Below are 16,204 nucleotides of genomic sequence, written 5' to 3' on the forward strand. Positions count from 1 at the left end.
TTTATTCAGCATCCTTGGAGACGATAGCGAGCAGTTCGCTTTCAGACAGCGAAGCCATTTCTTGTTGCAGGTCGAGCAATTCATCCGACTCGTACTGCGCCAGTTGCAGGGTGTTGATCAGGTCGGCCAGGGCCAGCAGCGAGGGGTGTTCGAACAATCCTCTGAGCGGCACTTCGACACCGAAGGTTTCTCTCGCCCGCAGCGTGACCTGCACCGCCAACAGTGAGTGGCCGCCGAGTTCGAAGAAGTCGTCGTGCCGGCCGATCCGTTCCAGGCCCAGCAGGTCGGCCCAGATCTGCGCCAGCAACGTTTCGGTTTCACCGTTGGGCGCTTCGTACTGGCGATAGGCAAAGTCTTCGCTGCGGGGAGCGGGTAGGGCGCGGCGGTCCAGCTTGCCGTTGGGGCTCAGCGGCAGTTGCTCGACCACCACGAACGCGGCGGGGACCATGTAGTCCGGTAGCTGCGAGGTCAGGTAAGGCCGCAGCGTGCTGCTGGCATTGCGGCCGGCCAGGTGCGGTTCGACACTCAGGTAGGCCACCAGACGCATCGCCCCTGGTGTGTCTTCGCGGGCGATAACTGCCGCCTCGCGGACCCCAGGCAGGGTCAGCATGAGGGCTTCGATCTCACCGGGTTCGATACGGAAACCACGGATCTTGACCTGTTGGTCGTTGCGTCCGAGGAACTCGAGCACCCCATCGGCGCGCATGCGCACCAGGTCGCCGGTGCGGTACATCCGTGGCGCGTCGCCTGGGGCGAACGGGTCGTTGAGGAAGTGTTCGGCGTTCAGTGACGCCCGGTCCAGGTAGCCTCGCGCGACCCCCGCGCCGCCTACGTACAATTCGCCCGGCACGCCGAGTGGCACCGGCTCGCGCTGTTCGTCCAGCACGTACAGGCGACTGTTGGGGATCGCCCGCCCGATGGGCACCGTGCCCCGGTCCTGGGCGGTGCAGCGATGCACCGTGGTCCATACGGTGGCTTCGGTGGGGCCGTACTCGTTGTACAGAGTGATCTCAGGTTCCAGCCCGGCACACGCCTGCACCAACTGCGCGGGACAGGCTTCGCCGGCGACGATCATTTCTTGCAGGTGGCCATGACCGTTGCCGCTGGCCAGGCTTGCCAGCACCAGACGTCCCAGGGACGGCACGCACAGCAGCGAGGTGATGGCCTGTTCGCCAATGAACCTGGCGATGGCGTCGGGATCCCGGGCGGTCTCGGCATCCGGGATGCACAAGGTGCCGCCACCCACCAGGGTGCCGAAGACCCCGGCCACGGAACTGTCGAAGGCAATCGACGACAACAGCAGGAAGCGCTTGTCGGTTGCCGGCCCATACACCGTGCCGCGGGCCAGCGTCGAGGCCACCAGGTTACGGTGCTCGATCATCACTCCCTTGGGTCTGCCGGTGGAGCCCGAGGTGTAGATCACGTAGGCCAGGTGCGCCGGGGTCAGGCCCTGGGCATCCCATTGTGGGTCCTGGCTGCTCGAACGCACCGCCAGCGCCCGTTCGATGGCCAGGTAGCGAGTGCCCTCCTGCAGTGTGCCCACGGCCGCGCGACCGACCGGATCGGCCAGCAACAGGCGCGGCCTGGCGTCCTCGATAATCGAGGCCAGGCGCTCGGCCGGGTAGCTCGGATCCAGCGGCACGTAGGCGCCTCCGGCCTTGAGAATCCCCAGCAGGCCACTGATCATCGCCACGCTGCGTTCGACACAGATGGCCACCAGATCCCCCGGTTGGACCCCGGCCGCGATCAACTGGTGCGCCAGAGCGTTGGCTTGGGCATTGAGCTCGGCGTAACTGAGCGATTGTCGGCTGTCGAGCAGGGCACAGGCGTTCGGCGTGCGGCGCACCTGCGCTTCGAACAGCTGTTGAATGCACAGGTGCGTCGGGTAGTCCACCTCGGTCTGGTTAAAGGTTTCCAGCAGTAGGGTGCGCTCCTGGGCAGGCAGCACGTCCAGTTGCGTGAGTGGGATCTGTGGCGTGTACATCAGGGCCTGGGTCAGTTGCTCCAGCGCCCGTTGCATCAAGGCGCAGATGCGCTGCGGGTCAACCCCCTGCACACTTTGCACGGTCAGGCCCAAGGCATCGCCATAGTCGTTGACCGACAGGGTCAAGGGGTAATTGGTCCGCTCGGCACTGTCGAGGATGCGCATGCCCGGCCAGTGCAGCTGGCTGTCGTCGCGCTGGTGGCGATAGTTGAGCAGCGTGGTGAACAGCGGCAAGGCGTTGGGTACGCCACTGCAACGCTGCGCCAGGGCCAGGGAGGCCTGTTCGTGGTCCAGCAGCTCGATCAGGTCGCGGTGCGTGGCCAGGACCTGTTCATTGGCCCCGGCGTTTAGCTGCAGGCGCACCGGCAGGGTGTTGATGAACACGCCCAAGGCCCGTTCGGCACCGGCCGAGCCTTGCAGGCGCCCGGCGACCACCGTACCGAATACCACATCCTCGCGACCGGTGCAGCGGGCCAGGACCTGGGCCCAGGCAACATGGAACAGCGTCGCCGGAGTGATGCCTCGCTCCCGGGCCTGGGCGCGGATGCGCAGGTTGAGCTCGACGCCCAACTGCACGCTGGCTTCTTCGATATGGCTGCCGTCGCCTTGCACTTCCAACAGATCGAAGGGTGCGGTGGGGGCATCGACATCCGCCAGCCGGCGGGTGAAGTAAGCTTCGTGAACTTCGGCCGGGATGGCCTGGGCCTGGGCAATGAAGTCGCGATAGGGCTGTGGTGCCGCCAGGCTGTCGCTTTGTCCATGGAGGATCGCGTGGATTTCTTCCAGGACGATTTCCAGGGTCACATGGTCGCTGGCCATGTGGTGGTTGAGCAGCGCCAGCAGCCAGCGTTCGGAGTGCGGATCCTGGGCGATGCAGGCACGCATCAGCGGCGCCTGGCGCAGATCCAGGCGCAGTTGCCGTGGGTCGCTCAAGGCTTCGAGCTGGCTGCGCGGGTCCTTGTGGCCGTCGAGGGAAACACTGTGCACCGGCAACCGCGCCTGGCGCTGTACAACCTGCACCGGTTGGGGCAAACCGTCCCAATGCACGCAGGTGCGCAGGATATCGTGGCGGTCGATCACCTGTTGCAAGGCGGCGATGAAGGCGTCGAGGCGCTGGCGGTCGTCGAACTCGAGCATCGAGCGCACCAGATAGGCGTCGCCTTCATGCCCGAGCAAATGATGGAACAGGATGCCTTGTTGCAATGGTGCCAGGGGGTAGATGTCTTGGATATTCTGCGCCCCCCCGGGCACGGCAGCGACGATGTGTTCGAGCTGAGCCGAGGTCAGCTCCACCAGCGGCAACATCTGCGGTGTCAGTGCCAGGCAAGTGTCCGGAATGCGATTGGCCGGAGCCTGGAAAACCGAGCTTGTGGTGGTCGTCAGGGCCAGGGCCAGCTCCCGCAGGCTCGGGGCGCTGAAAACCATGCGCACGTTGGCGTTCAGGCCTTGTTCGCGCAAGCGTTCGATCAGGCTGATGGCCATCAGCGAGTGGCCGCCCAGTTCAAAGAAACCGTCGTGACGACCAATGCGCTCGACCCCCAGCAAGGCTTGCCAGATATCGGCCAGGATCTGTTCCACACGTCCTTCAGGTGCCTCGTAGGCGCGGCTGGCGTAGGCATCCTGATCCGGTTCGGGCAGGGCGCGGCGGTCGAGCTTGCCGTTGGGGGTAAGCGGGAATGCGTCCAGCACCACGAAGGCGCTGGGCACCATGTGTTCGGGCAGGCGACTGAGCAGTTCGGCGCGCAATTGTCCGGCAGCGGCCGGTTCGCCGCACAGGTAGGCAACCAGGCGTTTGCCGGACTGGTGATCGCGGGCAACGACCGCCGCTTCGCGAACCCCCGCGAGAGCAGCGAGGGCGGCTTCGATCTCCCCCAGTTCGACACGCAGGCCGCGGATCTTCACCTGATCGTCGTTACGGCCCAGGTACTGCAACGTGCCGTCGGGCAACCAGCGACCGATGTCGCCGGTCTTGTACAGCCGGGCGTCGGCCTTGCCATAGAACGGGTCGGCGATAAAGCGCTCGGCGCTGAGCCGCGGCAGGTTGAGGTAGCCGCGCGCGACTCCGATACCGCCGATGTGGATCTCACCGGGTACGCCCACCGGCAGCAACTGCCCGTGGCTGTCCAGTACATGCAATTGCATGTTGCGGATCGGTCGGCCAATCGGGATCGACTGGTGCCGGTAGGTCTCGAGATCGCTGTCAGCGGTGTACCAGGCGACCACGTCACTGCACTCGGTCGGCCCGTAGCTGTTGATCACCGTTGGCCGTGGCAGAGGGAGTTTTTCCAGCATGGCGAGCTGGATCGGCTCACCGCCCAACACCACCCGTTTCAGACAGGCAAGGGCTTGTTGATGGTCGGCGTCCACCAGCGCGTGGAAGGCGCTGGGCGACATGTTGAGGTGCGTGATGCCGGCGTCGGCGATTTGCGCGACGATGGCGCCGGGGTTGAAGGGTTCTTCGGCCAGGTGCAGCGTGGCGCCGACCAGCAGTGGCGCGAGGATGTTTTTCTGGGTCAGGTCGAAGTTGTAGGAGGACGCGAGCAGCACGGCATCGCCAGCATCGAACGCCAGGTCTTCGAGGTACCAGTCCAGCAGGTTGCGCAGGCCGCGATGTTCGACCATCACGCCTTTGGGCAAGCCGGTGGAGCCGGAGGTGTAGATCACGTAGGCCAGGTGGCCGAAGCCCAGCGCTGTTACTTGGGGGTTGTGAGCAGGGGCTTGCAGCAGCGCCGCGCTGCCCAGCTCCAGCGTTGCCAGGCCTTGGGGCAGCGGCAATTCGTCCAGGCCTTGCTGGCGAACCAGGGCTCGTGGCTTGCTGTCGCCCAGCATATGGGCCAGACGTTGCGCCGGGTACTGCGGATCGAGCGGCACATAGGCCGCACCGGCCTTGAGGATGCCCAGCAGGCCAATGACCATTTGCGCACTGCGGCGGGCGCAGAGGCCGACGGTGTCGTCGGGTTGCACGCCCAGGGCGATCAGCGTGTGGGCGACGCGGTTGGCCTGGGCATTGAGTTCGGCGTAGCTCAGGGTTTGTCCTGCGCAGACCAGCGCCACGGCGTCCGGGGTGCGGCTCGCCTGTGCTTCGAACACCACGTGCGGGAAACGGCTTGGGCTTTCGTCCAAAGCGACACTGGCCGGGTTGAAGGTTTCCAGCAGTTGTTGGCGCTGCGAGTCATCCAGCAACGGCAGGGTTGCCAGCGCTTGGTTGGCATCGTCGAGCATCGCGTCGAGCAGGTGCAGCAAATGCTGGCCCCAACGGGCGATGGTGCTTTCAGCGAACAGGTCGGTGGCGTATTCGAACTGGCCGCTGATGGTTTCACCATCGTCATTGAGCGACAAGCTCACGTCGAACTGCGTGGTGCCGGTAGGTTGTGGCAGCGGGGTCAGGCTCAAGCCTGGCAGTTCCAAAGCCTGGTCGCGCGGGGTATTGCCCAGCACCAGCATGGCCTGGAACAGCGGGCTGTGGCCCAGGCTGCGTTCCGGTTGCAGGACTTCGACCACCTGTTCGAACGGCAGGTCCTGATGGCTGTAGGCGTCGAGGGTGGTGGCCTTGATCTGTTCCAGCAACTGGTCGACACGGCTGTGGGCCTGGACGTCGATGCGCAGGGCCAGGGTGTTGACGAAGAAGCCGATCAGCGCCTCGGTTTCCTGGCGTGGACGGTTGGCCACCGGGGTGCCGACCACCACTTGCGGCTGGTTGCTCAGGCGCGAAAGCAGGATCGACCAGGCGCCGAGCAGGGTCATGAACGGCGTCAGGCCCTGTTGCTGGCTGAAGCGGCGCAGGCGAGTGCTGAGTGCTGCGGGCAGTTGCAGGGCCAGCGCGGCACCCTGGTAGCTTTGCACTTGCGGGCGGTTATGGTCGCTGGGCAGTTCCAGCAGCGCCGGGGCACCGCTGAGGTGTTCCTTCCAGAAGCCGACCTGGGCGTGCAGGCGTTCACCTTGCAAGTGTTGCTGTTGCCAGGCGGCATAGTCGGCGTATTGCAGGGCCAGGGCCGGCAGTGGATCGTCGAGATCCTGGCTGAACGCGGCATAGAGCGCGTTGAATTCACCGATCAACACCGCCACCGACCAACCGTCGGAGACGATGTGGTGCTGGGTCACCAGCAGGATGTGTTCGTCGGCGTCCAGGCGCAGCAGGCGGCCACGAATCAGTGGCCCCTGGCTCAGGTCAAAGGCATCGCGGGCTTCGGCCTGGGTCAGTTGCTCGACGGCCGCTTGCCGGGCCTCGGCGTCGAGGGCTTGCAGGTCGTGTTCCTGCAAGGCGAAGCCGATGTCGGCGGCGGCGAAGCGCTGGCGGACCTCGCCGTCATGGCGTTCGAAGGTGGTGCGCAGGCTTTCGTGGCGGGCGACGATGCGGTCCAGGGCGCGCTGCAAGGCGTGGCGATCCAGCTGGCCACGCAGGTGCAGGGCGGCGGGCATGTGATAGGCGACGCTGGCGGCGTGGTCCAGTTGATCGAGGAACCACAGGCGTTGTTGGGCCAGGGACAGCGGCAAGGGCTGGTCGCGGGACACCACGGCAATCGGCTGGACCTGGGACTGGCCGGCCTGTTCCACCTGTTGGGCCAGTTCACTCAACGAGGTCTGGGCGAAGAGGGTACGCAGGTCGATCTCGACACCGAGGTCCTGGTGCAGGCGCGCTTGCAGTTGCACGGTCAGCAGCGAGTGACCGCCGAGTTCGAGGAAGCCGTCGTGACGGCCGACCTGATCCAGGCCAAGCAGGTTTTTCCAGATATCGGCAATGGCGAGTTCAGTGTCGCCCTGGGGCGCTTCGTAGGTTTTGCTCGCCAGGGACTCCAGGCCGGGCGCGGGCAGGGCGCGGCGGTCGAGCTTGCCGTTGGCGGTGAGGGGCAGGGCGTCCAGGTGCACGAAGGCGCTGGGCACCATGTATTCGGGCAGGTGCTTGAGCAGGGTGCTGCGCAGTTGCTCGGCACTGACCGGTTCGCCGCACAGGTACGCCACGAGGCGATTGTCGTCCCGGGCGATCACGACGGCGTCGGTGACACCGGCGCAGCCCCGCAACAGGTTTTCAATCTCACCCAATTCGATGCGGAAGCCACGGATCTTCACCTGGAAGTCATTACGCCCCAGGTACTCCAGCGTGCCATCGGCTAACCAGCGGCCAAGGTCACCGGTCTTGTACAGGCGTGCGTTTGGTTCAGTGCTGAACGGATCGGCGATGAACCGTTCGGCACTCAGCTCCGGGCGGTTCAGGTAACCGCGCGCCACACCGGCACCGCCGATGTGCAGTTCACCGGCCACGCCCAGCGGCGTCGGTTCGCCCCGGGCGTCGAGCACGTGCACCTGGACGTTGGCAATCGGCCGGCCAATGCTCGGCCGCTCGCCGAGGTCGCGGATCAGGTCGATGGTGGCGTCCACCGTGCATTCGGTCGGGCCGTACATATTGTAGAAGCGAATGCTTGGGCAGTTGCGCAGTTTCTCCCAGGTCGCGGCGTTGATCGCCTCGCCACCGAGCAGCACGCTCACCGGCTGATAGCTCTGGCGCTCCAGCAGGCCGGCGGCGAGCAGGGTGTCGAGCTGCGACGGCGTGGAGTCGAAGGCGTGCACCTGGTGCTGTTCGAGGAAGTCCAGCAGCTCGTGGCCGCTGGCGCGGATCAGTTGCGGGATGATCACCAGGCGGTGGCCGGAGAACAGCTGCGAGATGCCCTTGATCGACATGTCGAAGAAGAACCCGGCATTCAGCGCCACGGTGGCCTGTGTTGGGCAATACCGGTGGGTGGTGCGGGTCAGCACCTGCCAGAAGTTGAACACCGAACGGTGCTCGACCATCACGCCCTTGGACTGGCCGGTGGAACCGGAGGTGTAGATCACGTAGGCCAGGTGCTCGGCTGTCAGGCCTGGCACTTGCGGGTTGCCATCGAGGGCTGGATTGCTCGCAGCCTGCAACGAATCAACCGTGTCGAGCAACAACAGCGGCAGCTCGCCGGACGGCAAGCTGAGGGCCGATTGGCTCAACAAGGCCCGTGGCTGGCTGTCCTGCAGCATGAACGCCATGCGCTCGGCAGGATGGGCCGGGTCGATCGGCACGTAGGCGGCGCCGGCCTTGAGCACACCCAGCAGGCCGACGATCATGTCCAGGCTGCGCTCGGCGCAGATCGCCACGCGTTGATCGGGTTGGATACCGAGTTCGAGTAATTGCCGGGCCAGGTGGTTGGCGCGGCGATTGAGCTGGCGGTAGCTCAGTTGCTGGCTCTCGCAAACCAGGGCCACGGCCTCGGGATTGGCCTGGACCTGGGTTTCGAACAGGGTGTGGATCGGCTGTGCAGGCCCGAAATCGCTGGCAGTGTGGTTGAAGTCGCCCAGCAGCAATTGCCGCTCGGTGTCGGGCAGCACTTTCAGATCGCTGGCGAGGCGTTCGGGGGCCTGTTCAAGGGCTTCCACCAGGGCCGCCACGGCTTGGCCGAGGTAGGCGGCGATGCGTTGCGGGTCGATGCCAGTGATGGCTTGGGCGGTCAGGGAGAAGTCGTCGCCTTCATCCGCCACGGCCACTTCGATCGGATAGTTGGTGCGGGCTTCGTTGCTGAGGAAGCGCACACCGTCCCAGGCCAGGACCTGGTCTGCGTTGGCCAACGAGCCGCCGTCGGTCTGATGGCGGTAGTTGAGCAAGGTGGTGAACAGCGGCAGGCCCGCGCCAACGCCGCTGCAACGCTGGGCCAGGGCCAGAGAGGCCTGTTCGTGGGCGAGCAGTTCGCTGAGGTCGCGATAGGTTTCGTCCACCAGCGCGCTGACGCTGAGCCCGGCCAATCGCACCCGTACTGGCAGGGTGTTGATGAACACGCCAAGGGCCCGGTCGGCGCCCAGCGAACCTTGCAGGCGTCCGGCGACCACGGTGCCGAACACCACGTCATCACGCCCGGTGCAACGCGCGAGCACCTGGGCCCAGGCCAGATGAAACAGTACCGCCGGCGTCACCCCGGCCGTGCGCGATTGCGCGCGGATCCGCAGGCTCAGGGCCGGGTCGAGACGCACGCTGGTTTCCACCACCTGGGCACCGTCGCCCTGGACATCCAGCACACCGAATGGGGCCGTCGGCTCATCGACACTGGCCAGGCGCCCGGCGAAATAGGCTTCGTGGGCCTGGGGCGGAGTGGCGAGAATCTGCGCGACGAACTCCCGATACGGCATGGGTGTGGGCAGGTTGGCACCCTGGCCCTGCATCAGGGTCTGGATTTCCTCGAGCACGATGCCCAGGGACACGTGGTCGCTGATCATGTGGTGGTCCAGCAGGGCCAGCCACCAGCGTCGGGAATGCGGGTCCTGGGCGATGCAGGCGCGCATCAGCGGTGCCTGTTGCAAATCCAGGCGCAGGTGTCGTGGATCGCTCAAACGCTCCAGTTGCGCGCGCGGATCCTCATCGGCCGTCAGGGTGATGGGCTGGACCGGTAGCTCGGCCCGACGTTGCACCACCTGCACCGCTTGCGGCTGGCCGACCCAATGTACGGCGCTGCGCAGGATGTCGTGGCGGTCAATGACCACTTGCAGGGCCGCGACAAAGGCATCGAGGCGCTGGCGGTCGTCGAACTCGATCATCGAGCGCACCAGATAGGCGTCGCCTTCATGCCCGAGCAAATGATGGAACAGGATGCCTTGCTGCAGTGGCGCCAGCGGGTAGATGTCCTGGATGTTCGCGGCACCGCCAGGCACGGCGCTGACGATACGTTCGAGCTGGGTCGAGGTCAGTTCCACCAGGGGCAGCATGTCCGGCGTCAACGCCGTGCAGTCGGCCGGAATCCGGTTGGCCGGGGCCAGGAACAAGACTTCCTCGCTGCGGCTCAGGGCCTGGGCCATCTCCCGTACGCTGGGCGCGGTGAACACGGTGCGCACCGTGGCGCTGAGGCCGTGCTGGCGCAAACGGTCGATCAGGCTCACCGCCAGTAGCGAATGCCCGCCGAGTTCGAAGAAACGGTCATGCCGGCCGACTTTCTCGATGCCCAGCAGATCCTGCCAGACGGTCGCGACGATCTGCTCGACCTCGCCCCGCGGTGCCTCGTAGGCCCGGCTGGCGAATGCTTCCTGGCCCGGTGCGGGCAGGGCGCGGCGGTCGAGTTTGCCGTTGGGCGTCAGTGGCAGGGCTTCGAGATGCACAAAGGCGCTGGGCACCATGTATTCAGGCAGCGCCGCCAACAAGGCGGTGCGTAGTTGTTCCACGGGGACCGATTCACCGCACAGGTAGGCGATCAAGCGCTTGCTTTCCGATTGGCCCGGTCTGCTTTCCTGAGCCACCACCACTGCTTCACGCACACCGGCGCAGCCGGCGAGGATGGCTTCGATCTCGCCCAGCTCCACACGGAAACCGCGGATCTTCACCTGATCGTCGTTGCGCCCCAGGTACTGGAGAGTGCCATCGGCCAGCCAGCGGCCAAGGTCGCCGGTCTTGTACAGGCGCGCGTCCGGGTCGGTGCTGAACGGGTCGGCAATGAAGCGTTCGGCGGTCAGCTCCTGGCGATTGAGGTAACCGCGCGCGACACCGACACCGCCAATGTGAATTTCTCCGGCGACCCCCAGTGGGACGAGGTTGCCGCTGGCATCGAGCACGTGCAGCTGGGTGTTGCGTACCGGTTTGCCGATCGAGCGGAAGTCGTCGTGGTCGCTTTCCATCAGGCGGATCGAGGCGTTCACGGTGGCTTCGGTCGGGCCGTAGGCATTGAACAGCGCCGGGCGATGACCGGCCCGGGCGAACCACTGGGTCACGGCCTGTTTACCCACCGCTTCGCCACCGATCATGAACTGACGCAGCGAGGTGGGCAGCGGTACATGCAGGTCGCGGCTGACCTGCTGCCAGAACACGGTCGGCAGGTTGGCGACGCTGATCGCATGTTGTTCGCACAGTGCGGCGAAGGCCGCAGTCCCGGCAATCCAGGCATCGCTGCGCAGAACCAGGGTGGCACCGGACAGCAACGCCCCGAAAATCTCTTCAACCGACATGTCGAAGGTCATGGTGGCGAACTGCAGGATGCGGTCTTCCGGGTTGAGGCCATAACGCTCTTGCAGGGCGCCGATCTGGTTGCACACCGAACGGTGTTCGAGCATCACCCCCTTTGGCTTGCCGGTGGAGCCTGAGGTGTACATGACGTAGGCCAGGTGCCGGGAGGTCAAGCCTTCGACCCGCGGGTTGCGTTCATCGCCAGCGGCTGGATCGTCCAGCGACAGTTGCGCAATCGGCAGCGGTGGCAGATGTCCGGCCAGGTTGCCTTGGCTCAGTAATACCCGCGGCGAGCTGTCGCTGAGCATGTGCTGCAGGCGATCCTGCGGATAGTTCGGGTCCAGCGGCACATAGGCGCCGCCGGCCTTGAGGATGGCGAGGATACCAATGATCATCTCGGGGCTGCGTTCCACCAGCAGCGCCACGCGTTCATCCGGGCGCAGGCCGGCGGCGATCAAGCGGTGAGCGATACGGTTGGCCCGGGCATTGAGTTCGCCATAGCTGAGGCGGCTGTTTTCAGCCTGGACAGCAATGGCGCGGGGGCGATCCAGCACCTGTTGTTCGAACCACTCATGCACCAGCCTGCCCTCGGGAAACGGGGCATGGGTCTGATTGAAGCCACCGAGCAGTTGCCGGCGTTGCTGGTTGTCCAGCAACGGCAGGGTTGCCAGCGCTTGGTGGGCATCGTCGAGCATCGCGTCGAGCAGGTGCAGCAAATGCTGGCCCCAACGGGCGATGGTGCTTTCAGCGAACAGATCGGTGGCGTATTCGAACTGGCCGCTGATGGTTTCGCCATCGTCATTGAGCGACAAGCTCACGTCGAACTGCGTAGTGCCGGTAGGTTGTGGCAGCGGGGTCAGGCTCAAGCCTGGCAGTTCCAAAGCCTGGTCGCGCGGGGTATTGCCCAGCACCAGCATGGCCTGGAACAGCGGGCTGTGGCCCAGGCTGCGTTCCGGTTGCAGGACTTCGACCACCTGTTCGAACGGCAGGTCCTGATGGCTGTAGGCGTCGAGGGTGGTGGCCTTGATCTGTTCCAGCAACTGGTCGACACGGCTGTGGGCCTGGACGTCGATGCGCAGGGCCAGGGTGTTGACGAAGAAGCCGATCAGCGCCTCGGTTTCCTGGCGTGGACGGTTGGCCACCGGGGTGCCAACCACCACTTGCGGCTGGTTGCTCAGGCGCGAAAGCAGGATCGACCAGGCGCCGAGCAGGGTCATGAACGGGGTCAGGCCCTGTTGCTGGCTGAAGCGGCGCAGGCGAGTGCTGAGTGCTGCGGGCAGTTGCAGGGCCAGCGCGGCACCCTGGTAGCTTTGCACTTGCGGGCGGTTATGGTCGCTGGGCAGTTCCAGCAGCGCCGGGGCGCCGCTGAGGTGTTCCTTCCAGAAGCCGACCTGGGCGTGCAGGCGTTCACCTTGCAAGTGTTGCTGTTGCCAGGCGGCATAGTCGGCGTATTGCAGGGCCAGGGCCGGCAGTGGATCGTCGAGACCCTGGCTGAACGCGGCATAAAGCGCGTTGAATTCACCGATCAACACCGCCACCGACCAACCGTCGGAGACGATGTGGTGCTGGGTCACCAGCAGGATGTGTTCGTCGGCGTCCAGGCGCAGCAGGCGGCCACGAATCAGTGGCCCCTGGCTCAGGTCAAAGGCATCGCGGGCTTCGGCCTGGGTCAGTTGCTCGACGGCCGCTTGCCGGGCCTCGGCATCGAGGGCTTGCAGGTCGTGTTCCTGCAAGGCGAAGCCGATGTCGGCGGCGGCGAAGCGCTGGCGGACCTCGCCGTCATGGCGTTCGAAGGTGGTGCGCAGGCTTTCGTGGCGGGCGACGATGCGGTCCAGGGCGCGCTGCAAGGCGTGGCGATCCAGCTGGCCACGCAGGTGCAGGGCGGCGGGCATGTGATAGGCGACGCTGGCGGCGTGGTCCAGTTGATCGAGGAACCACAGGCGTTGTTGGGCCAGGGACAGCGGCAAGAGCTGGTCGCGGGACACCACGGCAATCGGCTGGACCTGGGACTGGCCGGCCTGTTCCACCTGCTGGGCCAGTTCACTCAACGAGGTCTGGGCGAAGAGGGTACGCAGGTCGATCTCGACACCGAGGTCCTGGTGCAGGCGCGCTTGCAGTTGCACGGTCAGCAGCGAATGGCCGCCGAGTTCGAGGAAGCCGTCATGACGACCGACCTGATCCAGGCCAAGCAGGTTTTTCCAGATATCGGCAATGGCGAGTTCGGTGTCGCCCTGGGGCGCCTCGTAGGTTTTGCTCGCCAGGGACTCCAGGCCGGGCGCGGGCAGGGCGCGACGGTCGAGCTTGCCATTGGCGGTGAGGGGCAGGGCGTCCAGGTGCACGAAGGCGCTGGGCACCATGTATTCGGGCAGGTGCTTGAGCAGGGTGCTGCGCAGTTGTTCGGCCGGTACCGGCTCACCGCAGACGTAGGCAACCAGGCGTTTGCTGTCCGGTTGCCCAGGATGGTCTTCCCGAGCAATGACCACCACTTCGCGAACGCCGGGGCACAGGGCCAGGGCCGCTTCGACTTCGCCGATCTCGATGCGCAGGCCGCGGATTTTAACCTGGAAGTCGTTGCGTCCCAGGTACTCCAATGCACCGTTGGCCAGCCAGCGGCCAAGGTCGCCAGTCTTGTACAGGCGTGCGTTGGGTTCTTGGCTGAACGGGTCGGCGATGAAGCGTTCGGCGCTCAGTTCCGCTTGGTTCAGGTAGCCTCGGGCGACGCCGATGCCGCCGATGTGCAGCTCCCCGGCGATGCCCAACGGTTGGGGTTCGCCCCGGGCATCGAGGACATGCATCTGGATGTTGGCGATCGGCTTGCCGATGGGCACGCTTTCGCCGGGGTCACTGGGCCGGCACTGCCAGGCGGTGACGTCGATGGCCGCTTCGGTCGGGCCATAGAGATTGTGCAGCTCGACCCCCGCCAGTTGTTGTTCGAAGCGCCGTTGCAGGCCGCGAGGCAGGGCTTCGCCGCTGCACAGCACGCGGCGCAGGGCAGGGAAGTCCTGCCTGTCATGGTGTTCGAGGAACATGTCGAGCATCGACGGTACGAAGTGCAGCAGCGTGATGCCAGCCTGGCGCATCAATCGGGCCAGGTAATCCGGCTCCTGGTGGCCGCCCGGACGAGCCATGACCAGCTCGGCGCCGGCGAGCAACGGTAGGAAAAACTCCCAGACCGACACGTCAAATCCGAACGGAGTCTTTTGCAGCACCCGGTCGCTGGCATCGACACCGTATTGGTCGCGGGCCCACAGCAGGCGGTTGACCACCCCGAGGTGTTCATTCATCACGCCCTTGGGGTTGCCGGTGGAGCCTGAGGTGTAGAGCACGTAGGCCAGGTGCCGGGGTGTCAGGCCCAGGGCTTGCGGGGCCGGGTCATGTTCGGGCTGAGCGGCCAGTTGACCTTGATCTTCGTTGCCATCGAGTGCCAGCAGCGGAACATCCAACGGCGGCAACTGGGCCAGCAGTGCCTGGCTGGTCAGCACGGCTCGCGGGGCACTGTCGCCAAGCATGAATGCCTGGCGGGCGCTCGGCAGGTCCGGGTCGATGGGCACGTAGGCGCCCCCAGCCTTGAGAATGCCCAGCAGGGCGACGACCATTTCCGGCCCGCGTCTGAGGCTCACGGCCACCCGGTCATCCGGCTTCACACCCAGTTCTATCAGGCGATGGGCGAGCCGGTTGGCCTGGCGATTGAGTTGGCCGTAACTGAGCAGGGGACCGCTCTCGTCGCGCACGGCACAGGCAGCCGGGCGCTGCTCGGCTTGCTGTTCGAACAACTGGTGGATCAACACGTCCTGCGGATAGTCGCGGGCCGTGGCGTTGAATTCGACTTGCAGGCGTTGCCGCTCGGCCTGGCTCATGAGCGGGTAATGACCCACGGCGGTGTCATGGCGCTCCAGCACCGCTTCGAGCATCGAGAGCATGCGCTGTTGCAGGAGTCGGGCTTCTTCCAGGCTGAAATAGGCAGTGTTGAAGTTGAAGTCCAGATGGACGTCTTCGAACGGATGGTAGTCGCGCACGAAGATCGCCATGGGCGTCTGTTCGTAACCGTTATCCATGGTGATGACGGTGGATGAAGTGCCGCCGAACTGATCGTCGCCGTCCAGGCTTTCGAACGACAAGGAGATGTCGAACAGCTGCCGACGTCCGCTCTGTGCCAGGCGCAGGGTGCGGTTGAGCTCGGCGATGGGGAAGCGCTGATGACGGTAGCAGCGGCGCAGTTGCCCACCGGCAGTGTGCATCAGGTCCAGCAGCGAAGCATCGAAGTCGACGGGCAGGCGGATCGGGCTGACCGAGGAAAACATGCCCGCGGTTTCTTTGGTACGGGCGGTGGTGCGGTTATGCACGGGCATGCCGATGACGATTTCATCGACCCCCACGGTGCGGCAGAAATAGGTGGCCACTACGCTGATCAGCACGTGGGCGACCGATAGGCTGCGTTCGCTGGCGAATTGTGTCAGGGCGTTGTACAGCGCTCGGGGAAGCATCGCCTGCACCTGGGCGCTGGGCGCCAATGCATTGGCCTGGCCGGTCTTGAAGTCAGCGCGGCGTTGCAATAGCGATGGCGGCATTTGCGCGTAGGTTTCCTGCCAGAACTGGCGGTCGCGCTCGTAGCGGGACGAGGCAAGGTAAGCCCGGTCATCTTCCAGGAACGACAGGTAGGAATGCCCCTGGGCGACTTCGTCATTGCCGGCCAGCAGGCCGTTGTAGGCCGCGCCCACGGCGTGGCCGATCAGCGCCACGCCGATACCGTCGGTGACCAGGTGGTGGTAGCGGTTGAGCCAGTAATGGAGGTTCGGGCCGCAACGGACCATGCGCGCCTCCCAGAGCTGCCCGGTCAGCGATTCGAACGGCTGGCGGAAAGCGTCGCGCAGGTACTCCATGGCCAGGCCGGCGGCAGCCTGCTCCTCGGAGAACTCCACCACTTGCAGGTTTACCTTGACCTCGGGGATGACTCGTTGGCGGCCGATGCCGCCCTCATGGCTGAAGCTCAGGCGCAGGGCATCGTGACGGTTGGCGACCAGCTCGATGGCTTTCTCGAACAATGGGATGTTGATCTCACCCCTGATCTCCAGGGACATGCCGATGTTGTAGTAGGGCAGGTCTGGGTGCGCGATCTGGTCCAGCCAGATGCCCTGCTGGACTGAGGCCAGCTCATGGGACACGCAATCTTGCGAGAGCGACATATCGGTCGACGAATCCATATCGGAGCACCTGCTTGCAGAATCAATTGAGGTTTTGTCTCCGTTCGAAAGGCAGCGGTGTGTGGAGGCCTGGGCGAC

The 16,204-nt window shown here is 65.3% G+C and carries 1 protein-coding gene; it reads right to left on the minus strand.

The window, feature by feature from the left end; all coding sequences use genetic code 11:
• Position 1 precedes the first annotated feature (1 nt).
• Positions 2-16,126: an amino acid adenylation domain-containing protein gene (locus SGN16_RS13170; RefSeq protein WP_339102098.1), complete on the minus strand. Its 16,125-nt coding sequence runs from the start codon at positions 16,124-16,126 to the stop codon at positions 2-4.
• Positions 16,127-16,204: the final 78 nt, after the last annotated feature.

Source organism: Pseudomonas sp. G166 (genome assembly GCF_037027455.2).
In the GTDB taxonomy this organism is placed as follows: domain Bacteria; phylum Pseudomonadota; class Gammaproteobacteria; order Pseudomonadales; family Pseudomonadaceae; genus Aquipseudomonas.

Bases quoted from the DNA above. Each gene is read 5' to 3' on its own strand.
- SGN16_RS13170 (WP_339102098.1), bottom strand. From the start codon at position 16,126: ATGGATTCGTCGACCGATATGTCGCTCTCGCAAGATTGCGTGTCCCAT.